The following is a 21,260-nucleotide window of genomic DNA, read 5'->3' on the forward strand; positions in this document are numbered from 1 at the left end:
GCAGTCCGGGCGATCGGCCCGTCCTGCCGCCTCACAGGTACGGCAGGACCTTGTCCGGGGTCAGCGGGAGGTCGCGCAGCCGGGCGCCGGTGGCGTGCCACACGGCGTTGCCGATGGCCGCCGCGGTGCCGACGATGCCGATCTCGCCGATGCCCTTGCTGCCCATGGGGTTGAGGTGCGGATCGTCCTCGTCGAGCCAGTGCGCCTCGATCCACGGAACGTCGGCGCAGGCCGGCACGTGGTAGGAGGCCAGATCGCGTTCCGCGAAGTCGCCGAAGGCGGGGTCCAGGCTGCTGCCCTCCATCAGCGCCATGCCCAGCCCCATCGTCATGCCGCCGGTGAACTGGGAGCGCGCCGTACGGGGGTTGAGGATCCGTCCGGCCGCGTAGACGCCCGTCAGCCGGCGCACCCGCACCTCGCCGGTGACGGTGTCGACCTGTACCTCGGCGAAGGTGGCGCCGAAGGAGTGCCGGGAGTACGGGGACCGCTCGGAGGTCTCCTGGCGGGTGTCCGCGGTGACCGTGAAGCCGTCCGCCGGGAGCGGCCCCACGTGGTCCCGCAGCCGCGCCCGCAGCGCCGTGCACGCCTTGTGGACCGCCCAGCCCCAGGAGCCCATGCCCGCCGAGCCGCCGGCCAGCATCGCGGGCGGCAGATCGCTGCTGCCGATCTCCATGCCGACCCGCTCCTCCGGCACGCCCAGCGCGGCGGCGGCGACCTGCGCGAGCGCGGTGCGGGCGCCGGTGCCGATGTCGGTGGCGTTGATGCGGATGCGGAAGCCGCCGTCGGCCGTGGCGTGCGCCTCGGCGGCGGAGGCGGCGATCAGGACGGGGTAGGTGGCCGAGGCGACGCCGGTTCCCAGCAGCAGCCTCCCCTCGCGCCGTACGCCCGGGCGCGGGTCCCGCGGCTGCCAGCCGAACCGCTCGGCGCCCTCCCGCAGACAGCCCACGAGGTGCCGGCTGCTGAAGGCACGGTCGGAGTCCGGCTCGGTGTCCGGCTCGTTGCGCATCCGCAGCTCGACGGGGTCGAGGTCGAGGGCGACGGCCAGTTCGTCGAGGGCCGACTCCAGGGCGTACATCCCGGGGGCCTCGCCGGGGGCCCGCATCCAGGAAGGCGTCGGCACGTCGAGCGGCACGACCCGGTGCGTGGTACGGCTGTTGGGCGAGGTGTACATGACGCGCCCGGGCACCGCGGCCTGCTCGACGAACTCCGTGACGGTCGAGGTGTGGGTGACGCTCTCGTGCGCGAGGGCGGTGAGAACGCCGTCCCTGCCCGCCCCGAGGCGGACGCGCTGGAGGGTGGGCGCGCGGTGGCCGACGACCGCGGGCATCTCCCGGCGCGGCAGGGAGAGTTTGACCGGCCGGCCGGTGTGCCGGGCGGCCATCGCCGCCAGCACGGCCTGCGGCCGGGTCGTCCCCTTGGAGCCGAAGCCGCCGCCGACGTGCTCGGAGACGACGGTGACGTCGCTCTTCTCCAGCTTGAACAGCGCGGCGAGGTCCTCGCACACCTTCGTGGAGCCCTGGCTCGCGTCATGGACGGTGAGATGGCCGTCGCTCCACCAGGCGGTGGCCGCGTGCGGCTCCATGGGGTGGTTGTGCAGCGGCGGAACGGTGTAGAGGGCGTCGACGGTGACCGGGGCGTCGGCGAACGCCCCGTCGAAGTCGCCGCGCTCCCGGGTCGCCGGATAGCCGCCGTTGACGGTCTCCGGCTCGTAGAGCCGCGGATGCCCGGTGGTCAGCTCGACGTCGTGCTCCTCCGTCGCGTAGCTGACCCGGACCGCGTCGGCGGCGGCGCGGGCGGCTTCGAGGCTGTCGGCGACGGCGAGCGCGACGTACCAGCCGCGGTGCGGCACCCGGTCCTCCTGAAGGACCAGCAGCGTCGGATCGTCGGCGGTCGCGAGGCGGGGCGCGTTCTCGTGCGTCAGCACCGCGCACACGCCCGGCAGGGTGAGCGCCGCCGCGGTGTCCACCGCGGTGACCCGGCCGCGGGCCACGGTGGCCGGCACCGGCCAGGCGTAGGCGCAGGCCGGTGGGGTGTGTTCGGCGGCGTAGCGCGCGGTGCCGGTGACCTTCTCGCGGCCTTCGCGGCGGACGAGGGGCGCACCCAGGGGGTACGGGGGCGGGCCTGGGGGGAAGTGCGGATTCATGGGGCGAGTCCTTCGGGTGGGAGCGGTCAGGCCGGCCGGGACGGGCCCGGATCTGCCGGGTCCTCGATCTCTGCCAGGTCCGTCAGCACGCCGACGGCGAGGTTGCGGGCCAGCGGGACCTTGAAGCCGTTGTCGCGCAGCGGGCGGGCGGCGGCGAGTTCGGCCTCGGCGGCACGGGCGAAGGTGTCCTCGGTGGCGGGGGCGCCCTGGAGCACCTCCTCGGCCGCGCGGGCGCGCCAGGGCCGGTGCGCGAGCCCGCCGAAGGCCAGCGCGGCCCGCCGTACGACACCGTCCCGTACGTCCAGTACGGCGCCGACGGAGACCAGCGCGAAGGCGTACGAGGCGCGGTCGCGGGCCTTGCGGTAGCGCGAGCGGGTGCCCGTGGCCACCGGCGGGAGCTGAATCGCGGTGAGCAGTTCGCCGGGCCGGATCACGGTGTCCTGCTCCGGGTGGTCGTCCGGCAGCCGGTGGAAGTCGGTGGCCGGCACGCTGCGTTCGCCGTCGGGGCCGTGCAGGTGAACGGTGGCGTCCAGGGCCGCCAGCGCGACCGCCATGTCCGACGGCTGGGTGGCGACGCAGTGCTGGGAGTGGCCGAGTACGGCCAGGTCGCGATGGACGCCCTCCCGGGCCGGGCAGCCGGTGCCCGGAAGGCGTTTGTTGCAGGGCTTGGAGGTGTCCTGGAAGTACAGGCAGCGGGTGCGCTGGAGGAGGTTGCCGCCGGTGGTCGCGGTGTTGCGCAGCTGCCCGGAGGCTCCCGCCAGCAGCGACTGCGACAGCACGGGGTAGCGCTCGCGCACGGGGACGGACGCGGCGAGGTCGCTGTTGCGGACCATCGCGCCGATCCGCACTCCCCCGTCCGGCAGCTCCTCGATGCGGTCCAGCGGCAGCCGGGTGACGTCGATGAGCGTCCGCGGCTCCTCGACGCCCAGCTTCATCAGGTCCACGAGGTTGGTGCCGCCGGCGAGGAACCGGGCCCCGGGGTGCTCGCCAGCGGCGCGTACCGCCTCCTCGACGCTGCTCACGCGGAGGTATCCGAAGGGTTTCATCAGGCCACCCCCTGTCCCGGGCGGCCGGCCGCACCGGCCGGATGCCCGTCCGCACCGGCCGCGGCGACGTCCTCGACCGCTTCCACGATCCGCGGGTAGGCGCCGCAGCGGCACAGGTTGCCGCTCATCCGCTCGCGGATCTCGTCGGTGCTCAGCTCCACCGGGACCGTGGGGTCCGCGGTGGCCGGGGTGACGTGGGACGGGAAGCCGTCGGCCACCTCCCGCAGCATCCCGACGGCCGAACAGATCTGGCCCGGGGTGCAGTAGCCGCACTGGAGGGCGTCCCGCTCCAGGAACGCCTCCTGCAGCGGGTGCAGCCGCTCGCCCTCCGCCAGGCCCTCGACGGTGGTGATCTGCCGCTCTTCCTGCGCCACGGCCAGCAGCAGGCAGCTGTTGGCGCGCCGTCCGTCGACGAGCACCGTGCAGGCGCCGCACTGGCCGTGGTCGCAGCCCTTCTTGGCGCCGATGAGACCGAGGTGCTCACGGAGCACGTCCAGCAGGGTGGTCCGGTGGTCCAGGGTCAGCCTCTGCGGTGTGCCGTTGATGTGCAGCACGAGCGCGGAGCGCTGCTCGGCCGCCGGCTGGTTGGTGGGCTCCACTCGCTCATACCTTTCGACGCGGGTCGTGTACCTGGCTGTCTCCCCCGCCGCCGCCCACCGTGCCCGCGGGCCCGGGGCCCGTCCGCACACGCTCTAGCGGCTTTCCAGACGCAGTTCGACCTCCTTCTCCTGGTCTCCGGCGGCCATTCCGAGGACGTGCACCACGAACGCCGGCCCCAGGGCCTTGGTCAGCTGGTCGACCGCCCAGTAGCCGCCCTGGGCGCTGAGCAGCACCGGTGCGGTCAACCGCCGGGGCTCGGCCTGCTCCTTGATCTCGCTCACGTCGAAGGTCGAGGTCCACACGGTCGCCCCCGGCCCCGACATCTCCTCGGGCACGTCGTCGGCGGACCGGTCGGAGCTGAAGGAGGTGCGCAGCGCGCTGAAGACGGCGTGCGCGTCCTGTGCGGCGCAGCTCTCCAGCTCCACCACCACCTCGGCCGATACGTGTTCCGTGTGTGATGCCTGTTCCGCGCTGTTCACTGTGGGGCCTTCCTCTGGGGACCTTCCTCCGGCTGCCGGACGTTTCCAGGCTCGCCCCCCGGCCGGGTGTGTGCGACCCGAGGCTCGAACGAGTGGTTTGAACGGGCGCACCGGCACGCCGCGGGACGCGACCATTACGCTGTGTAGTCAATGCGAGCGCTCCGTAACCATCAGTGCGCCCGGCATACCGCCGCGGTGCGCACACCGGCCGGACGCGTCTCGCCCGGACACCGCCGTACGAGCGCCGAACCGATCAGGAGCCCCCGTTGACCAGCCTCACCATCGATCAGAAGGCCATCGCCTACAGCGTCCGCCATGCGCTGTGCATGGCGCGCGCCGCCGAGCTCGCGTACAAGGACGAGAAGGCCGTCGAGGCCGCCGCCCGGGACTGGGGCTTCGACCGGGTCCGGCACCACCACACGGAGTTCCGCCCGCCGTTCCCGCTGGAGGACACCCAGGCGTACACCCTCGGCGGCCGGCACATGATCATCGTCGCTTTCCGTGGGACGGAGCCGGCGAAGATGATCGACTGGCTGTCCGACGCCACCACGCCGCCGTGGCCCGGCCCCGGCGGGAAGGGGTACGTCCACTACGGCTTCGGTGAGGCGCTGCAGAGCATCTGGCCGCAGGTGCGCGCGGCCGTCGACGAGTTCCGCGACAACAACCAGACCGTGTGGTTCACCGGCCACAGCCTCGGCGGCGCGCTGGCGATGCTGGCCGGCGCCCGGCTGCATTTCGAGGAGCCGCACGTGACGGCCACCGGTGTCTACACCTTCGGCCAGCCGCGCACCTGTGACCGGCTGCTCTCGCAGGCGTTCAACTCGGCCTTCAGCGACCGGATGTACCGCTTCGTCAACAACAACGACATCGTGCCCCAGCTCCCCCCGGAGCCGTTCCACCATGTCTCCGCGCTGCGCTACATCGACGCCAAGGGCACCATCCACAACACCATGCCGCTGCTGACCGGCCTCGCCGACCGCGCCAAGGGCTTCACCGCGGACCTGCTCGCGCCCGCCTCCGACGGCGTCCGGGACCACTTCATGCACGCCTACATCGACGCGCTGGAGAAGAACCAGAACTGACCGGCGGGTCGAGGATCGCGCCGGAGACGGGGAGACCCGGCCGCGGCGTGACGTCACACGCCGCGGCGGGGGTTCACCGGCCGCGGCGGGGAGCGGTGAAGGTGACGTCGGCGGCCCGGGGGACGATCTCAACCTCGTCGCCCAGGGCCCACTCGGCGGCGCGGGAGGACAGGGCGGCCGGCACCCGCTCGCTGATCCCGGCCGCCGCGGGGATGTCGTAGGTGGCGTGGGCGTCGTGCGGGAGCACGACCCGGAAGTCGCGGGCCAGCGCGGTGCGGGCGGTCGCGGCGACGCACATCTCGGAGAGCACCCCGCACAGGGCCAGCGCCCGCACCCCGGCCCCGTCGAGCAGCGCGCCGAGCGGGGTGCCGTCGAAGCCGTCGTCCTCGCCCTTGCGGATCACGGACTCGCGGGGGCCCGGCTGGACGGGCAGGTGGAGTTCCCAGCCGGGCGTGTGCGGCTCGTCGACGGTGCCGGGCGCGCCGTCGTTCTGAAGATGGACGACGAGCGCGCCGGCCGCGCGGGCCCGGGCGAGCAGCGCGCGGCCACGGTCGAGCACCCGGGCCGCGTCGGGCACGGCCTCGTCGCCCGCGACGAAGGCCGTCTGGAGGTCGACGAGAAGCAGCGCCTCGACGGCCTCCGCCGCCCCGGCACCGGTGGCGGCACCGGCAGCGGTGTACTCGGCCGCAGCGGCGGTGTCGGTAGCGGGAGCGGCCTCGGTGGGAGTGTCGCTGTCGGAAGCGGTGTCGGTACGGGGCACGGGCGTCGCGGTCATGGTGACCATGGTGCGGGGGCGGCCGGGCGGTGCGGGCCGGCCGCGGCGCGATCCGGCCACCGGGGTGCGCGACGCCCTCCCGCCGCCCCAAGCGCCCCCACCCGCCCCTCTTCCCTCACCAGTCGCGACACCGGGCCGGTCCGCCGCCCGCCCTGTCCGGACACGCGCCGCTGAGCCGTCCGGCCGCACATGGTTGCCAGGGGCATCGACCGGGACGGATCATCCGGTAGGACACGTCGTACGCGCGTACGACGCACCGGATGACCGCACACGGACGACGTGAGGAGAGCCACCATGGGAGCAGCCACGGTCAGCGGCCACTGCGCACCGGGCTTCGACGGCGTACGGGAAGCGTTCGAGCGGAACTTCAGCGAGCACGGCGACGTCGGCGCGGCGGTCGCGGTGACCGTGGACGGTGAGCCGGTGGTCGACCTGTGGGGCGGTCACGCGGACGCCGGCCGCACCCGCGCGTGGGAGCGCGACACCCTCGTCAACGTCTACTCCACGAGCAAGGGGATGACCGCGCTGTGCGCCCATCTCCTGGTGGACCGCGGCGAGTTGGACCTCGACGCGCCGGTGGCCCGCTACTGGCCGGAGTTCGCGCAGGCCGGCAAGCAGGACCTGCCGGTGCGCTGGCTGCTCAGCCACCGGGCCGGTCTGGTCGCGCCCCGCCGGCCGCTCCCGGCCGGGCGCGCCTACGACTGGGACGCGGTGTGCGCCACCCTGGCCGCCACCGAGCCGTGGTGGCAGCCGGGCACCGCGCAGGGCTACCACGCGGTGACCTTCGGATACCTCGTCGGGGAGGTCGTACGGCGGATCACCGGGCAGTCGCTGGGCACGTTCCTGCGCAGCGAGATCACCGGGCCGCTGGGCGCCCGGGTGTTCATCGGCACCCCGGAGGAGGAGCACGCCTCCTGCGCGGACATGGTCGGGCAGCTGGACGAGGCGCGGCTCGCCGAGCAGTTCCCCGGCGCGCCCAAGCCGCCGTTCACCTCGATCGCCGACCACCCGCTGGCCGTTCTGATGCTGGCGCTGACCTCCATCCCCACCGGCGACGTCAACAGTGCCGCCTACCGCTCGGCCGAGATCCCGGCGGGCAACGCGCACGCCTCCGCGCACGGGCTGGCGACCGTCTACGGGGCCCTGGCGGGCGGCCGGCTCGTCGGGCCGGCGACCCTGGAGGCGATGCGCCGCTCCCAGAGCCTGCCCGGCGAGCCCGACCTGACCATCGACGCGCTCGCGCCGGGCGGCGCCTCGCTGCGCTGGGGGCTGGGCTACATGCTGAACCAGGGGCAGGCCGGGCCCAATCCGCGGGCCTTCGGACACGGCGGCGCGGGCGGCTCGTACGCCTTCGCCGACCCGGAGAACCGGCTGTCGTACGCGTACACCATGAACAGGTACGGCGGAGGCACCACCGGCACCGACCCGCGCAACGGCGGCCTGGTCGCCGCGGTCTACCGGGCGCTGGAGCAGGCCCGGAGCTGACGCCGGGGGCCACCCCCGGGCCCCGGCACCGCCCGGAGAGCTGCGCCCGCGCTTGCGGTTGCACGGCGCAATAATGGGAGGTGCGGCATGCATCCGGCCCCGCTGCGAGTGCGGCGGGCCCGGGGAGAGGGCGTGGTGACCATGGAACGGGACACCGAGACGGTTCACGAGGCGTATGCGTTCGTCTGCCTGCACTGCGGACACGGCTGGGAAGAGGAATACGAGATCCGGCACACCACGGATCTGGCCGGCCACCGGCGCGCCGACTACTTCACCCACGGCGTCCGGGTCGCCTCCCCGCTGACCCGGAACGAATGCCCGTCCTGCAACCTCGGCCCGATCCGGATCCTGCGCCCCGGCCGGGTGGACGCGGCCCGGACCTACCTGGCCTGACCCCGCCCCACCCCTGCCTGATGCCCCGTCACCAGCCCGTGTACAGCAGGTGGTTGAGCAACAGGGCGAGCACGGCCTGCGCCGCGAGCCAGGGCCGGCGGTGGGCACCGGGCAGCAGGGCGCAGGCCGCCAGCAGCCACCAGGCGAAGGGCAGCCAGATCCGTTCGGTCTCCGCCTTGCTCATACCGGAGAGGTCGGCGATCAGCACGGCCAGCAGCGCGGCCAGGACGAGGACGGTCAGACGGTCCGCGGGGCCGGGCGGAGGCCCGGCGGAGGGTCGCAGCCGCCGCAGGGCGGCGGGGGCCGCGGCGAGGGCGCGGCGCACCCCCGCCACGGTGGCCGGCCCGGTGATCAGCACGGCGCAGGCGAGGTTGCCCCACACCCAGTACGCGTACGGGCGGACGCCGGCGGCACCCTGGTAGTAGCGCTCGACCAGCAGGCGGTACCCCTCCCACCAGTCGAAGCCGGCGAGGGTGAAGGCCACCGCGACGGTCACCGCACCGGCCACCAGCAGCGGCACCGGGCGGGCGTTCCGGGCGAGCAGCAGCACCGCGGCGGCGGGCAGCACGATCAGGGTGAGGCCGTAGGAGAGGTAGCAGGTCAGGCCGAGGAGGAGGCCCGAGGCCAGGGCGGCGGCAGCGGGGACGGGGGCGCTCCGCCGGCCACCGCCGGTGCGCCGGGTGGCGGCGAGGGCGAGCAGCGCCAGGCACCAGGCGGCGACCGCGGCGAAGTAGCCGTCGGCGGAGGTGCCGACCCAGACGGCGGCCGGCGCCAGGACGAGGAACGGCGCGGCCCGGCGGGCGAGCGGCTCATCGGTCAGCGCGCGCAGCGCGACCAGGACCGCGGCCGCGGCGGAGGTGCCCACCGTGATGCACCAGACGCCGGCCCAGGCGCCGCCGCCCAGACCGATCCGGTCCAGTCCGACGAAGGTGAGCACCGCGGCCGGCGGGTGCCCGGCCACATGGGCGGGCCAGTGGTCCGGCGCGTTGTTGAGGATGTGTCCGGTGAAGCCGCGCAGCGCCGGCCCCAGGTCGTCGAAGCGGCGGATGACGGTCAGGTACTCGTACTCCGTGGTCAGGCGGCGGGCGATACCGGTCTGCCAGCCGTCGATCAGGGCCAGCGACCACGTCCAGGCCATGGCCGCCGCCCAGCAGGCCAGGAGCAGGCCGCGCCAGGGCAGGCGGGCGGCGAGCGGCGGCCCGTAGCCGACGACGAGGACGGCGACGGTCAGGGCTACGGGGGTGCCGGGCCCCACGTGCGGGAACCAGGAGGCGTACAGCGGCGGCCAGTTGACGTGCAGGCTGCCGTTGGCGTGCTCGATGACGGTGCCGATGGCCGCGGCGGCCACGACGAGCAGCAGCCCGGCCGCGGCGGCCAGCACGTCGGCGCGGCGCGCCGCGCGGACCTCGGGGCCGGCGTGGCGGGCCGCGGCGGCGGGGGCTTCGGAGGTCGGTCGGGGGGTCACACCGGCACGCTAGGCCGCGGGGCGGGCGGCGGGGCGCGCCGATCCGCTGACGTCAGAGTTTCGTCATGGGTCGTAGCCTCCTCGGCACAGGGTGTGCGGCATACCTTCGGGGCATGGGCGCCTCTCACCTCACTCCCCCGACCTCGCCGTCGTTCTGGCGCAGCCCCTTGCGCGGCCCGCGGCTGACCGCGCTGCTCGGCGTGGTGCTGCTGGCCGGCATCACGCTGCTGTTCGTCACCGGCCTGCTGTCGTACGCCGCGTACAACCCGGACCTGGCCGGCGGCGTCAACGACAAGACGCCCGGCAAGGGCCTGCTCGGCTTCTACCTCTTCAGCTGGCCGACCGGCCCGTACTGGCTCTACCGGCTCACCCAGGGCCTGCACGTGACCGTCGGCGTCGCGCTGGTGCCCGTCCTGCTGGCGAAGCTGTGGTCGGTGATCCCGAAGCTGTTCACCCTGCCGCCGGCCCGGTCGCTCGGACACGCGATGGAGCGGCTGTCCCTCCTGCTGCTGGTCGGCGGGGCGCTCTTCGAGTTCGCCACCGGCCTGCTCAACATCCAGCTGGAGTACGTCTTCCCCGGGTCCTTCTACCCCCTGCACTTCTACGGCGCCTGGGTGTTCATCGGCGCGTTCGTCGCGCACGTCGCGCTGCGGCTGCCGCGGACCGTGCGGGCCGTGCGGGAACGCACCGACCCGGCGCCGGACGCCGACGACACCGGGCTCGTGGCCCCTCGCCCGGACCCGCCGACGGTGTCCCGGCGCGGCGCGCTGGGGCTGGTCGGCGCCGGCTCGCTGCTGCTGCTCGCGACGACCGCCGGGCAGAGCATCGGCGGGTGGTGGCGGCGTACCGCGCTGCTGGCGCCGCACGGCGGGCGCGACCCGGGCAGCGGGCCGAACGGCTTCCAGATCAACAAGTCCGCCGCCGCGGTCGGGATCCGGGAGCAGGACACCGGTGCGGACTGGCGGCTGACGGTCGAGGGCGGCGGCCGCCGGGTACGGCTGGACCGCGCCGGGCTGCTGCGGCTGCCGCAGCACACCTCGGCACTGCCGATCGCCTGTGTGGAGGGCTGGTCCACCGACAACCAGCAGTGGGGCGGGGTGCGGCTGCGGGACCTCGCGGCGCTGGTGGGGTTCGAGGGGGAGCCGCCCGGTGTGGTGGTGGAGTCGCTGCAACTGCGCGGCGCGTTCCGGCGGGCCGCGCTCAGCGCGCACCAGGTGCGCGATCCGCGGTCGCTGCTCGCCCTGCGGGTCGGCGGGGCCGAGCTGTCCGCCGACCACGGCCACCCGGCGCGGATCATCGTCCCGGCCGCGCCCGGGGTGCTCAACACCAAGTGGGTCTCGCGGCTGACGTTCGGGGAGTGGTGACGGTGGTGCGGATGCGGTGGCGCGAACGCGCGCGGCGGGTACGGCAGTTGCTGTCCGGTCATCACTGGTGCGGCGAGGGGTCGTTGCATCTGCTGCTGATGCTCGCCTCGTTCGCGCTCACCGCCTACGCGGGGCTGCGGCTGCTGGCCGGCGGGCAGTGGCCCCTGGTGGTGGTCTGGTTCGCCGGGGCGGCCCTGCTGCACGACCTCGTGCTGCTGCCGCTGTACGCGCTGGCCGACCGGGCGCTGGCCCGGTACACGGCGGCCCGCGGCGGGCACCGGGCCTGGACCGCGTACGTCCGGGTCCCCGCCGCGCTCTCCGCGCTGCTGCTCCTGGTGTGGTTCCCGCTGATCGCGCCCTCGGCGGGCAGCGCGGCGCACTACGAGGCCGCGACCGGCCTGCCCGCCGGGGTGTTCCTGCCCCGCTGGCTGCTGCTCACCGCCGCGCTGTTCGCACTCTCCGCGGTGTGGCTGCTGTGCCGTACGGCCGCCGCCCGGCGGGCCGGGACCGGGGCGGTACGCCGCCGGCGCAGGGCGACGAAGCAGCGTTCCGCGCCGCCCGGCGACTGATCCGGCGGACCGGCGACGGACCACTGCTCGACGGCGGTCCAGCCGGTGGCCGCGGCGTGCCGCAGCAGGGCGGGGGTACCGACCCGGGCCCAGGGGAACGGCTCGCCCGGTGTGCGGGAGCCGCCGGGGCAGCCGCGTTCGACCCGCACCTGGACGCGTTCGTCGAGGTCCGCCGGGGTGGTCTCCACGAGGAGCAGACCGGACCGGCCGACGAGTTCGGCGCTCCGGGCGAGGAGGGCGCGCGGGTCGCCGCCGATGCCGATGTTGCCGTCGAGGAGCAGGGCGGTGCCCCACCTCCCCTCGTCCGGCAGGGGGTCGAAGACCGAGCGGTGCAGTGCGGTGCCGCCGGTCGCGGCGGTGCGGGCCACCGCGGCCGGGCTGACGTCGATGCCGAGCGCCCGCCGGCCCCGCGCGGCGAGCGCGGCGACCAGCCGTCCGGGGCCGCAGCCGATGTCGAGGACGGCGCCCTCGCAGCGGCGCAGCGCGGAGCGGTCGGCGGCGTCCGGCCCGGCACACCAGCGCTCGACCTCCAGCGGCAGCAGCCAGCCGTCGCTGCGGCGCAGGAAGAGCGGACCGCGTCCGCTGCGGAGCGCCTCGGCGTACGGGTCGGCGCCCCAGGAGGCGGTGGCCGTGGCCGGCGCGACGGCGCTCATCGGCGGGCGCCCGGCCGCAGCCGGGCCAGGGTGGCGGCGAACCGGCCGTCGGGCGCGGCGGCCGCGACCCGCTCGGCGTCGTCCGCGGTGTCCACGTCGCACAGCGGCGGCAGGTCCCGCACCCGGAGCCCGGCGGCGGTCAGCCGGGCGCGCTGGGCGGCGCCGGTGCGGTCGGTGGACATGGGGACGCCCCGCAGCAGCCGGGGGTCGGGGACGGCCAGGCCGAGCGCCCAGAATCCGCCGTCCTCGGCCGCCCCGAACCAGGCGTCGCAGCCGTCCCAGGCGCCGCGGCGCAGGGCGGGGGCGAGGAGGTCCGGGGTGACCTGCGGGGTGTCCATACCGATCAGCAGGGTCGGGCCGGCGCTGCCGGCGAAGGCCGCGGCGAGCCGCTCGTCGAGGCCGCCGGCGCACTGCGGCCGGACGTCGAAGCCGGCCGGCAGCCACCGCCCGGGCCGGCCGTCGAGCACCACCACGCGCCGCAGGGCGGGCATGGCGCGAACGGCCCGCAAGGTGTCGTGCAGCGCGGCCTCGGCCAACTCGGCGGCCTCCTCGGGGGTGTAGGGCGGGGTGAGGCGGGTCTTGACCCGGCCCGGCACCGGTTCCTTGGCGATGACCAGGACCGTCGTCGGTCCGGTGACGGCCCGCGCGCGGTGCTCCGCGGCCCCGGTCATCGGGTCGTCGTCCGCTGCGTACGGGGCGGGAGCGGCGGCTGGTTGAGCACGTCGCGCATGTCGCGGACCGCCTGCCAGGTGCCGCGCCAGGTGCCGGTGACCTTCGAACGGCCGGTGCGCGGGCGGTAGGGCACCTCGCGCTCCTCGATGCGCCAGCCGGCGTCGGCGGCCCGTACGACCATCTGGAGGGGGTAGCCGCTGCGCCGGTCGGTGAGGCCGAGGTCGAGCAGCGCGGTGCGCCGGGCGGCGCGCAGCGGCCCGAGGTCGCCCAGCCGCAGCCCGGTGCGCCGGCGCAGCATCCGGGTCAGTGCGAGGTTGCCGGCCCGGGCGTGCGGCGGCCAGGCGCCGCGGCCCTCGGGGCGGCGACGGCCCAGCACCAGGTCGCTCTCGCCGGCGCCCACCGCGCCGGCGAAGGGCACGAGCAGCGCGGGGTCGAGCGAGGCGTCGCAGTCGCAGAAGCAGACGATGTCCGCCTCGGCGGCCAGCAGTCCGGCGTGGCAGGCGGCGCCGAAGCCGCGGCGGGGTTCGTGGACGACGGTGGCGCCGAGGTCGCGGGCGAGTTCGGCGGAGCCGTCGGTGGAACCGTTGTCGACGACGATCGCCCGCCACCCGCGGGGGATGCGCCCCAGGACCCAGGGCAGTGCGCCGGCCTCGTCCAGACAGGGCAGCACGACGTCCACCGGGGCGGGGCGGGCGGCGGCGGTCAGGCGGGCGGCGGGACGGGCCGGCGCCCGCATCTCCTCCCGCGCGAACTCCGCCATCCCCTCGGCGAAGCCGGTCTCCGCCCGCCAGCCGAGGTCCTCGGCGATCCGCCGCGACGACGCGGTGATGTGCCGTACGTCGCCCAGCCGGTACTCCCCGGTCACCACCGGCGCCGGCCCGCCGTACGCGTCCGCCAGGGCGCGGGCCATCTCCCCGACGGTGTGCGGCTGCCCGCTGCCGGTGTTGTACGCGGTCAGGGTGCCCGCCGTCCGGTCCGGCAGCGCCTCCAGGGCCACCGCGTTGGCCGCCGCGATGTCGCGTACGTGGATGAAGTCCCGCCGCTGCCCGCCGTCCTCATAGACCGTCGGCGCCTCGCCGCGGGCCAGCGCCGAGCGGAAGAAGGAGGCGACGCCGGCGTACGGGGTGTCGCGCGGCATCCCGGGCCCGTAGACGTTGTGGTAGCGCAGCGAGACGGCCCGGCCGCCGGTCGCCCGCGCCCAGGAGGCGGCCAGGTGTTCCTGGGCGAGCTTGGTCGCCGCGTACACGTTGCGCGGGTCGCCGGGCGCGTCCTCGTCCACCAGGCCCGGCCGCAACGGCGCGCCGCAGAGCGGGCAGCGTGGCTCGAACCGGCCGGCGTCGAGGTCGGCGACGGTCCGCGGGCCGGGCCGCACCGCGCCGTGCTCGGGACAGGTGTAGCGGCCCTCCCCGTAGACCACCATCGATCCGGCGAGCACCAGCCGGCGGACGTCCGCGGCGGCCATGGCGGCCAGCAGGACGGCCGTGCCCAGGTCGTTGCAGCCGACGTATTCAGGCGCGTCCGCGAAGTCCTTGCCCAGGCCCACCATCGCCGCCTGGTGGCAGACCGCGTCGACACCGGCCAGTGCCGCGTCGACGGCCGCCCGGTCCCGCAGGTCCGCGACGATCCGCTGCTCGCCCGGGTGCGGCGGCGGGGGCTCGGGGTGGGCCGAGGGCAGCAGGGCGTCGAACACGACGGGTTCGTGGCCGCGGGCGAGGAGCGCCTCGACGACCCGCGAACCGATGAATCCGGCGCCGCCGGTGACCAGTACTCGCATGCGGGTCACGCTAAGCGGGCGGACGCGTTCCGGCGCGCGTCACGGCCGTCGCGTCATGGCTCCGTAAGATCCGGCGGCTCTGTGACCGCTCGATCACCGTGGCCACTGCGATTCGGTAACAGGCCCCCGCGAGGTATTTCGATACGGCATATGTTGCATATGCTCAGCTCGGGGGCCTGGGGGCCGTTTCCGGACACTCCGACGGCCGACTGCCCCCAAGGAACGCCCTGTCCCCCAACGCCTCATCAAGACACCGTCGGAGAACACCTTGGCCGTGGAGAACGGGGAGCACTGCACCGGCTCCCGTGTGCTGTCCGTGCTCCCCTACACGGTCATGGCCGTGGTCAGCGCCGTCGACCTCACCGCGGGCCCCGAAGTCGGCTTCCTGCCGCTGGTCTCGCTGGGACCCGCCTTCGCCGGCCTGGTCGGCGGCTGGCGGCGGACCGCGCTGGTCGGGCTGACCGCGTTCATCCTCTGCGTCGGTCTGGGCGTCTACAACGGGTTGTTCGAGGACCGGCGCGGGCTGACCGCGCTGCTGTCGGTGGCCGGCGTGACCGCGGCCGGCGTGGTCGCCGCGGTGATGCGGCAGCGCCGCGAGGCGGAGCTGGCCAGCGTCCGCTCGATCGCCGAGGTCGCCCAGCGCGTGCTGCTGCGGCCGGTCCCGCGCAGCGCCGGACCACTGCGGATCGCGGTCTCGTACACCTCGGCGGTGGCCGAGGCCCGGATAGGCGGCGATCTGTACGAGGTGGTGACCTCGCCCGCCGGCGTGCGGATCATCGTCGGCGACGTCCAGGGCAAGGGCCTGGAGGCGGTGGAGAGCGCGGCGGTGGTGCTGGGCGCCTTCCGGGAGGCCGCGCACGACGAGCCCGATCTGTCCGCCGTCGGCGAGCGCGTCGAACGGGCCCTGAACCGCCATCTGTCCGGCGAGCGCTTCGTCACGGCGGTGCTCGCCGAGATCGGCGACGGCCCGGACGCCACGCTCCTCAACTACGGCCATCCGGCCCCGCTGGTCGTCCGGCCCGACGGCACCGTCGCCTTCGCCGCGCCCCCCGACCGCGCCCTGCCGCTGGGCCTGACCCTCCACGACTCCGGGGCCCCGCTCCCCCACGAGGTGCCGTTCAGCCCCGGCGACCAGCTGCTGTTCTACACCGACGGGGTCTCCGAGGCCCGCGACGCGGCAGGCCGCTTCTACCCCCTCGACGAGCGCGCCGCCCACCTCAAGGACCCCGACCCGGAGACCGCGCTGCGGTCGGTCCGGGAGGATCTGGTCGAGCACGCGGAGGGCCCGCTGCACGACGACGCGGCGATGCTGCTGGTCCGCTACCGCGAGCGCCGCTGAGCATGTTTCACCTCAGGGCCACCCCGGTGTAGTTCTCCGCGAGTTCCGCGGCGGCGTGCGGGGAGCCGGCGATCCGGTCGAGCTGCGCGCGCTGGAGCCGGGTGTCGAACGGCGTCTGCCCGGGCGCGGTGTGCAGCATCGTCGTCATGGCGTACGAGAAGTGCTCGGCCCGCCAGACCCGGCGCAGACAGGTGTCGGAGTAGGCGTCGAGCAGCTCGGACCCGCCGGTCCGGTGCAGCCGGTCCAGGGCCCGGGCGAGGACGGTGACGTCGGCGACGGCGAGGTTGAGGCCCTTGGCGCCGGTCGGCGGCACGATGTGCGCCGCGTCGCCCGCCAGCAGGACCCGCCCGTAGCGCATCGGCTCGGTGACCGAACTCCGCATGGGCAGGACCGACTTCGCGGTGATCGGGCCGCGCCGCAGCTTCCACGGCGCGTCGACGGCGGTGCGGGCCTCCAGTTCGTCCCAGATCCGCTCGTCGGGCCAGTCGGCCGGATCGGTGCCGTTGGGGACCTGGAGGTAGAGCCGGCTGACGGCCGGGGTGCGCATGCTGAGCAGGGCGAAGCCGCGGTCGGAGTGCGCGTAGACCAGCTCGTCGGAGGACGGCGGGACGTCGGCGAGCACACCGAGCCAGGAGTAGGGGTAGCCGCGCTCGTAGGTGCGGCGTTCGCTCTGCGGCACGGCCTGCCGGGTCACGCCGTGGTAGCCGTCGCAGCCGATGACGTAGTCGCAGCTGAGGGTGTGTGCGGTGCCGTCGTGCAGGTAGCGGATGAGCGGGCGGTCGGTGTGCGCGCCCTCGACGGCGGTGGCCCGCGCGCCGAACAGCAGCGGCGGCCCGTCGGTGAGGTGCAGGGCGATCAGGTCCTTCACCACCTCGGTCTGGGCGTAGACCATGACCCGGCGGCCGCCGGTCAGCGCCGGGAAGTCGAGGCGGTGCGCGCGCCGGTCGAAGCGCAGCTCGATGCCGTCGTGGGGCAGGCCCTCGCGGTCCATCCGCTCCCCCGCCCCGCTGGCGCGCAGGACGTCCACGGTGGCCTGTTCGAGGATGCCGGCGCGCTGCCGCCGCTCGACGTAGTCGCGGTCGCGGCTCTCCAGGACGACGCAGTCGATCCCGGAGCGGTGCAGCAGGCGGGCGAGCAGCAGGCCGGCGGGTCCGGCGCCGATGATGCCGACGGTGGTGCGGCGGGGTCGGGTCACTGCGGTGTTCCTTCCACGGGGTGCGGGGGCGGGCCGTCCGGGCCCCGGAGGTGTTCGGTGACGATGCGGTCGGCGAGGGCGAAGGCGGTGTTGGCGGCGGGCACGCCGCAGTACACGGCTGTCTGCAGGAGGACCTCCTGGATCTCCTGCGGGGTGAGGCCGTTGCGCAGCGCGGCCCGCAGGTGCATCGCCAGTTCGTCGTGGTGGCCCCGGGCCACCAGCGCGGTGAGGGTGACGCAGCTGCGGGTCCGCCGTGACAGGCCGGGGCGGGTCCAGATCTCGCCCCAGGCGTAGCGGGTGAGGAAGTCCTGGAAGACCTCGGTCAGGGCGCTGGTCCGCGCCTGCGCCCGGTCGACGTGCGCGTCTCCGAGGACGGCGCGGCGGACGGCCGTGCCGGCGGCGCGCCGGGCGCGGTCATCCGTGTCGGGGAGGTGCGGGGCGCCGGGTGGCGGTGGCGGGGCCGCTGACGATCCGTCGGACGGGTGGGCCGCCAGATGGCCGAGCAGCGCGGCCAGGACGGCCGCCGGGCGTTCCACGCTCGCCAGGTGTGCGGCGCCGGCGAGTTCGACGAGGCTCGCGTCCGGGATGCCGTCGGCGAGTTCGCGGGCGTGCGCGGGCGGGGTGGCCGGGTCGGCGCGGCCGGCGACGACGAGGGTGGGGGCGGTGATCCGGGCCAGCCCGTCCCGCAGGTCGAAGCCGGCGAGGGCGTCACAGCAGGCCGCGTAGCCGGTGGGCGCGACGGTACGGCGCAGCGTGTCGACCAGCGTCACGGCCTGCGGGGAGCCGGCGAAGGCGGGGGTGAACCAGCGGCCGGCGGTGCCGCCGGCGACCGGGCCCAGGCCCTTGTCGCGGACGAGGGCGGCGCGGTCGTGCCAGCCCGCCGGCTCGCCGAAGCGGGCGGAGGAGCAGATCAGGGTGAGCGAGGTGATCCGCTCGGGGTGGTGCGCGGCGAGCCAGGCGCCGACCGCGCCGCCGAGCGAGATACCGGCATAACCGAAGCGGTCGATGCCGAGGGCGTCGGCGAGCTCGAGAACGCGGCGCGCGAGGGCGGGGACGGTGGTCGTCTCCGCGGCCGGGGTGCCGCCATGACCCGGCAGGTCCCAGCGCACCACGCGGAACCGCTCGGCCAGTGCCGGGAGTTGGGGATCCCAGACGGCGCCCGTGGTGCCGAGGGAGGGGCCCAGGAGCAGGGGCGGGGCGGTGTCCGGGCCGTCGACGGTGTGGTGCGGCGGCGCGCCGGAGGCGGCGGGCGGGCGGGTCATACGGGCTCCTGAGGGTCGTGCGGGGTGCGGGCCAGCGCGCGGTCCACGAGCGCGCCGGCGGACCCCGTGTACGTGGTGGGGTCGAGGAGTTGGCGGAGGCGGGCCTCGGGGAGGGCGGCGGCCCGGCCTTCGTCCAGCTCCGCGCGCAGCGCGTCGTGGAGTGCCACGCCGTCCTGCGCGGTCCGCCGGGCCGCCGCGTCCACGAGGCGGCGGGCCTCGCCGCGGCCGGTCAGCGCGGTGAGGGCCGCGACGAGGCGTTCGGTGACGACCAGTCCGCCGGTCGCGTCGAGGTTGTGCCGCATCCGCCGCGGGTGGACCCGCAGGTCCGCGGTCAGTTCGGCGGCGTCCCGGGCGGCGCCGCCGACCAGCCGCAGGGCGTCCCGCAGCGGCTGCCATTCGGCGTGCCAGGCACCGGCCGGTCGCTCGTCCTCGGCGGCGAGGGAGCCGTACAGCACGGCGGCCAGGGCCGGGACCTGACGGGCCGCGGCCGCGATGAGCGTGCCGCGCACCGGGTTGGCCTTGTGCGGCATGGCGGAGGAACCCCCGCCGCTGCCCTCGGACAGCTCGCCGGTGTCCGTACGGGCGAGGCTCAGGACGTCGGCCGCGAGCTTGCCGAGGGCGCCCGCGGTGAAGGCCAGCGCACCGGCGAGGTCGGCGACGGGGGTGCGCAAGGTGTGCCAGGGCAGGGCCGGTTCGGCGAGTCCGGTCTCGGCGGCGTAGGCGGCGAGGAGGCGCGGGCCGAGGCCCGGCGCCGCGGGGGCGGCCTCCGCCCCGGCCTCCGCGTAGGCGTGGAAGGCCGCGAGGGTGCCCGCCGCGCCGCCCAGTTGGGCGGGCAGTGCGGCCCGTACGGCCGCGAGCCGTGCGTGGGCGTCGAGCACCAGGCTGCGCCAGCCGGCCGCCTTGAGGCCGAAGGTGGTCGGCACCGCGTGCTGGGTCAGGGTGCGGCCGGCCATGGGGGTGTCGCGGTGCCGTTCGGCCGTGCGGCGCAGCGCGTCGGCGGTCCGGGCGAGATCCGGCAGCACGAGGTCCAGGGCACGGGCGCACACCAGCATGGTGGCGGTGTCGAGGATGTCCTGGCTGGTGGCGCCCCGGTGGACGTGGGCCGCGGCGCCGGGATCGTGCTCGGCGACCGCGGCGGTCAGGTCGGCGACGAGCGGGACGACGGGGTTCCCGGCCGCGCGGGCGCGCAGGGCGAGGCCGTGCGGGTCGGGGCGGGTTCGCGCGGCGGCCGCGGTGACGGCGGCGCCCGCCGCGGCCGGGGCGAGGCCCACCGCGGCCTGGGCCCGGGTCAGTGCGGCCTCGGCATCGAGCAGCGCGCGCAGGTACCCGGCGTCACCGGTGGCGCCGGCCACCGCCGAGCCGGCCCGGGCGGGGGCGAGCAGCCCCACGTCGGCCTCGGCGCAAGGAGGTGCGGGCGGCGGGGTGTCGTCGGCGCCGGGGCGGTCAGCGGAAGGCAAGGAAGACCGTCTCCTCGTGCGTGCCGTCCGCCGTCTGCTGCAGCTGGACGTCGAAGCGGTAGCGGCCGGGGCCGTCCGCGCGGGCGAGCAGCGTACGCGCCCGCTCGGTGGGCAGCTGCGCCAGCAGCGGGTCGGCGGCGTTGGCGGTGGCGTGTTCGGGGAAATAGACGCGGGTGGCGAGGTGGTGGAGCAGTCCGCGGGCGAAGACGCACACGGCGAGGTAGGGCGCGGCGTCCGGGCGCCCGGCGGGGGCGGTGGCGGGCAGGGTGCGCAGGACGTAGCGCCCGTCGGCGTCGGTCGGTACCCGGCCGAAGCCGGTGAAGTCCACGCCGTCGCGGCCGATCGCGGCGCCGGTGGCCGGGTCGCGGCGCAGCGAGCCGGGCGCGCCGGTGAGGCTGCCGTCCGGGCCCGCCTGCCAGAACTCCAGCAGCGCGTCGGGCACCGGCGCGCCGGTGCCGTCCCGTACGAGGCCGTGCACGGTGACCGTGTCCGGGTGGCCGGCCGGTGCGATCTGCCCGCCGCCGGGGAACGGCAGGGCGTAGCCGAAGAACGGCCCGATGGTCTGCGAGGGCGTCGGGGCGAGCGGTGCGGCGGGGGCGGCGCCCGGCTCCCGGCCGGCCGGCTGCGGGCGGGTGGTGGCGCGGGGCATCAGTGGCCCTCCTCGGTCCAGGTGGCGGACGGGCCGTCCAGGACGATGTCCCAGCGGTAGCCCAGGGAGCGTTCGGGGCACGACAGTTGGTGGTCGTAGGCGGCCACCAGGCGGGCGCGGGCGGCGGGGTCGGTGACCGAGCCGAGGATCGGGTCGTAGGGGAAGAGCGGGTCGCCGGGGAAGTACATCTGGGTGATCAGCCGCTGGGTGAAGGCCGTGCCGAAGAGCGAGAAGTGGATGTGGGCCGGGCGCCAGGCGTTGTCGTGGTTGCGCCACGGGTAGGCGCCGGGCTTGACGGTGGTGAACGCGTAGCGGCCCTCGTCATCGGTCAGACAGCGCCCGGCGCCGGTGAAGTTCGGGTCGAGCGGGGCGGGGTGCTGATCCCGCCGGTGGGCGTACCGGCCGGAGGCGTTGGCCTGCCAGATCTCGACGAGCTGGCCGCGTACGGGCCGGCCGCCGCGGTCCAGGACGCGCCCGGTGACGGTGATGCGTTCGCCGAGCGGCTCACCGGGGTGCTGCCGGGTCAGGTCGGCGTCGAGGGCGGTGAGGTCGGTGACGCCGAACGCGGGCCCGGCCAGTTCCACGGCCTCCGGGTCGGCCCGGTGGTCGATCTCGACCAGCGGCCGGTGCGGGTGGCGGGGGGTGCTGCTGCGGTACGGGGGGTAGTTCCGCGCGGGGTGCTCCGGGGCGGGGGCGCCCCGGTCGCGGTCCCGTTCGGCGGCGGCGTGCAGGGCGGCCATCTCGCGGCTGACGGCGGCCTGGGTGGGCAGCGGCGGGGCGGTGGGCAGCGGCCGGGAGCCGGCGAGCGGGGCACCGGGCACGAAGGCCGGCGGGGCGGGGGGGGGCGGGGGGCGGGTG

Annotated in this window: 19 protein-coding genes and 2 pseudogenes; 6 read left to right on the forward strand and 15 right to left on the reverse strand. The window is 75.8% G+C overall.

All coding sequences use genetic code 11. The features are described from left to right. Positions 1-31 precede the first annotated feature (31 nt). The 4 genes from OO62_RS29715 to OO62_RS29730 all read right to left on the reverse strand — a co-directional run bounded on the left by OO62_RS29715 (position 32) and on the right by OO62_RS29730 (position 4,268). Positions 32-2,143: a xanthine dehydrogenase family protein molybdopterin-binding subunit gene (locus OO62_RS29715; RefSeq protein ID WP_033270718.1), complete on the reverse strand. Its 2,112-nt coding sequence runs from the start codon at positions 2,141-2,143 to the stop codon at positions 32-34. 26 nt (positions 2,144-2,169) lie between these two features. After that, positions 2,170-3,189: an FAD binding domain-containing protein gene (locus OO62_RS29720; protein WP_033270719.1), complete on the reverse strand. Its 1,020-nt coding sequence runs from the start codon at positions 3,187-3,189 to the stop codon at positions 2,170-2,172. Next, a complete protein-coding gene (locus OO62_RS29725; protein WP_033270720.1) occupies positions 3,189-3,788 on the reverse strand; it encodes a 2Fe-2S iron-sulfur cluster-binding protein in 600 nt (199 codons plus the stop codon). The genes OO62_RS29720 and OO62_RS29725 overlap by 1 nt, the downstream gene beginning before the upstream one ends. A 93-nt stretch (positions 3,789-3,881) precedes the next feature. Then, positions 3,882-4,268, reverse strand: a complete 387-nt coding sequence (locus OO62_RS29730) for a hypothetical protein (RefSeq protein ID WP_033270721.1) — start codon at positions 4,266-4,268, stop codon at positions 3,882-3,884. A 266-nt stretch (positions 4,269-4,534) separates the two neighbouring features. Between OO62_RS29730 and OO62_RS29735 the strand changes: the two genes are divergently transcribed. Beyond that, positions 4,535-5,350 (forward strand): lipase family protein, encoded by an 816-nt coding sequence (locus OO62_RS29735; protein ID WP_033270722.1) that lies wholly within the window; start codon positions 4,535-4,537, stop codon positions 5,348-5,350. Positions 5,351-5,423: 73 nt separating this feature from the next. Here OO62_RS29735 and OO62_RS29740 read toward each other — a convergent pair whose 3' ends face one another. Next, entirely contained in the window at positions 5,424-6,125 is a 702-nt protein-coding gene (locus OO62_RS29740; protein WP_078617426.1) for an isochorismatase family protein, read from the reverse strand. A gap of 294 nt (positions 6,126-6,419) precedes the next feature. Between OO62_RS29740 and OO62_RS29745 the strand changes: the two genes are divergently transcribed. After that, positions 6,420-7,610 carry a serine hydrolase domain-containing protein gene (locus OO62_RS29745; protein ID WP_033270723.1) on the forward strand — a complete coding sequence of 397 codons (1,191 nt, stop codon included), beginning with the start codon at positions 6,420-6,422 and terminating at the stop codon, positions 7,608-7,610. Positions 7,611-7,697: 87 nt separating this feature from the next. Further along, positions 7,698-8,003 carry a hypothetical protein gene (locus tag OO62_RS29750; RefSeq protein WP_228332561.1) on the forward strand — a complete coding sequence of 102 codons (306 nt, stop codon included), beginning with the start codon at positions 7,698-7,700 and terminating at the stop codon, positions 8,001-8,003. 28 nt (positions 8,004-8,031) lie between these two features. Here the strand turns inward: OO62_RS29750 and OO62_RS29755 are convergent, their stop codons facing one another. Next, positions 8,032-9,468 (reverse strand): hypothetical protein, encoded by a 1,437-nt coding sequence (locus OO62_RS29755; RefSeq protein WP_033270725.1) that lies wholly within the window; start codon positions 9,466-9,468, stop codon positions 8,032-8,034. A gap of 113 nt (positions 9,469-9,581) precedes the next feature. On the opposite strand from OO62_RS29755, the gene OO62_RS29760 reads away from it, so the two are divergent. Together OO62_RS29760 and OO62_RS39165 are read left to right on the forward strand one after the other, a co-directional pair. Then, positions 9,582-10,832 (forward strand): molybdopterin-dependent oxidoreductase, encoded by a 1,251-nt coding sequence (locus OO62_RS29760; protein ID WP_077193820.1) that lies wholly within the window; start codon positions 9,582-9,584, stop codon positions 10,830-10,832. Between the two features lie 11 nt (positions 10,833-10,843). Next, entirely contained in the window at positions 10,844-11,401 is a 558-nt protein-coding gene (locus OO62_RS39165; protein ID WP_051733723.1) for a hypothetical protein, read from the forward strand. A 215-nt stretch (positions 11,402-11,616) separates the two neighbouring features. Here OO62_RS39165 and OO62_RS41790 read toward each other — a convergent pair. From OO62_RS41790 to OO62_RS40930, 4 genes and pseudogenes are all read right to left on the reverse strand, one after another. Then, positions 11,617-12,054, reverse strand: a pseudogene (locus tag OO62_RS41790) (methyltransferase domain-containing protein); the annotation flags it as partial. Next, positions 12,051-12,725: a TIGR04282 family arsenosugar biosynthesis glycosyltransferase gene (locus OO62_RS29775; protein WP_051733720.1), complete on the reverse strand. Its 675-nt coding sequence runs from the start codon at positions 12,723-12,725 to the stop codon at positions 12,051-12,053. The gene OO62_RS29775 and the pseudogene OO62_RS41790, both read right to left, overlap by 4 nt. Then, complete coding sequence (locus tag OO62_RS40925) at positions 12,722-13,462, reverse strand: glycosyltransferase family 2 protein (RefSeq protein ID WP_228332681.1); 741 nt, start codon at positions 13,460-13,462, stop codon at positions 12,722-12,724. The genes OO62_RS29775 and OO62_RS40925 overlap by 4 nt, the downstream gene beginning before the upstream one ends. After that, a pseudogene (locus OO62_RS40930) lies at positions 13,436-14,500 on the reverse strand (NAD-dependent epimerase/dehydratase family protein); the annotation flags it as partial. The pseudogene OO62_RS40930 and the gene OO62_RS40925, both read right to left, overlap by 27 nt. A 334-nt stretch (positions 14,501-14,834) precedes the next feature. Here OO62_RS40930 and OO62_RS29785 point away from each other — a divergent pair. Further along, positions 14,835-15,839 carry a PP2C family protein-serine/threonine phosphatase gene (locus OO62_RS29785; protein WP_051733724.1) on the forward strand — a complete coding sequence of 335 codons (1,005 nt, stop codon included), beginning with the start codon at positions 14,835-14,837 and terminating at the stop codon, positions 15,837-15,839. Positions 15,840-15,846: 7 nt separating this feature from the next. On the opposite strand, the gene OO62_RS29790 is transcribed toward OO62_RS29785, so the two are convergent. Genes OO62_RS29790 through pcaH form a run of 5 tightly spaced genes read right to left on the reverse strand, consistent with a single transcriptional unit; the run spans position 15,847 to position 21,142 of the window. Then, on the reverse strand, positions 15,847-17,034 hold the full coding sequence (locus OO62_RS29790) for a 4-hydroxybenzoate 3-monooxygenase (RefSeq protein ID WP_033270727.1): 1,188 nt from the start codon (positions 17,032-17,034) through the stop codon (positions 15,847-15,849). Next, the gene (gene pcaDC / locus OO62_RS29795; protein WP_051733721.1) at positions 17,031-18,296 is read right to left on the reverse strand and encodes a bifunctional 3-oxoadipate enol-lactonase/4-carboxymuconolactone decarboxylase PcaDC; all 1,266 of its coding nucleotides are present in this window, start codon (positions 18,294-18,296) and stop codon (positions 17,031-17,033) included. The genes OO62_RS29790 and pcaDC overlap by 4 nt, the downstream gene beginning before the upstream one ends. Next, entirely contained in the window at positions 18,293-19,684 is a 1,392-nt protein-coding gene (pcaB, locus tag OO62_RS29800; protein ID WP_033270728.1) for a 3-carboxy-cis,cis-muconate cycloisomerase, read from the reverse strand. Before pcaB ends, pcaDC begins: the two co-directional genes overlap by 4 nt. 55 nt (positions 19,685-19,739) lie before the next feature. Continuing rightward, complete coding sequence (pcaG, locus tag OO62_RS29805) at positions 19,740-20,402, reverse strand: protocatechuate 3,4-dioxygenase subunit alpha (RefSeq protein WP_033270729.1); 663 nt, start codon at positions 20,400-20,402, stop codon at positions 19,740-19,742. Then, positions 20,402-21,142: a protocatechuate 3,4-dioxygenase subunit beta gene (pcaH, locus tag OO62_RS29810; protein WP_051733725.1), complete on the reverse strand. Its 741-nt coding sequence runs from the start codon at positions 21,140-21,142 to the stop codon at positions 20,402-20,404. The genes pcaG and pcaH overlap by 1 nt, the downstream gene beginning before the upstream one ends. Between the last annotated feature and the right edge of the window lie 118 nt (positions 21,143-21,260).

It is taken from the genome of Streptomyces lydicus (genome assembly GCF_000717345.1).
Taxonomy (GTDB): Bacteria; Actinomycetota; Actinomycetes; order Streptomycetales; family Streptomycetaceae; genus Streptomyces; species Streptomyces lydicus.

Coding starts and splice junctions, on each gene's coding strand:
- OO62_RS29715 (WP_033270718.1), bottom strand. CDS start 2,143: ATGAATCCGCACTTCCCCCCAGGCCCGCCCCCGTACCCCCTGGGTGCG.
- OO62_RS29720 (WP_033270719.1), bottom strand. CDS start 3,189: ATGAAACCCTTCGGATACCTCCGCGTGAGCAGCGTCGAGGAGGCGGTA.
- OO62_RS29740 (WP_078617426.1), bottom strand. CDS start 6,125: ATGACCGCGACGCCCGTGCCCCGTACCGACACCGCTTCCGACAGCGAC.
- OO62_RS29745 (WP_033270723.1), top strand. CDS start 6,420: ATGGGAGCAGCCACGGTCAGCGGCCACTGCGCACCGGGCTTCGACGGC.
- OO62_RS29750 (WP_228332561.1), top strand. CDS start 7,698: ATGCATCCGGCCCCGCTGCGAGTGCGGCGGGCCCGGGGAGAGGGCGTG.
- OO62_RS29760 (WP_077193820.1), top strand. CDS start 9,582: ATGGGCGCCTCTCACCTCACTCCCCCGACCTCGCCGTCGTTCTGGCGC.
- OO62_RS39165 (WP_051733723.1), top strand. CDS start 10,844: ATGCGGTGGCGCGAACGCGCGCGGCGGGTACGGCAGTTGCTGTCCGGT.
- OO62_RS29775 (WP_051733720.1), bottom strand. CDS start 12,725: ATGACCGGGGCCGCGGAGCACCGCGCGCGGGCCGTCACCGGACCGACG.
- OO62_RS40925 (WP_228332681.1), bottom strand. CDS start 13,462: ATGCGGGCGCCGGCCCGTCCCGCCGCCCGCCTGACCGCCGCCGCCCGC.
- OO62_RS29785 (WP_051733724.1), top strand. CDS start 14,835: ATGGCCGTGGTCAGCGCCGTCGACCTCACCGCGGGCCCCGAAGTCGGC.
- pcaDC (WP_051733721.1), bottom strand. CDS start 18,296: ATGACCCGCCCGCCCGCCGCCTCCGGCGCGCCGCCGCACCACACCGTC.
- pcaG (WP_033270729.1), bottom strand. CDS start 20,402: ATGCCCCGCGCCACCACCCGCCCGCAGCCGGCCGGCCGGGAGCCGGGC.
- pcaH (WP_051733725.1), bottom strand. CDS start 21,142: ATGGCCGCCCTGCACGCCGCCGCCGAACGGGACCGCGACCGGGGCGCC.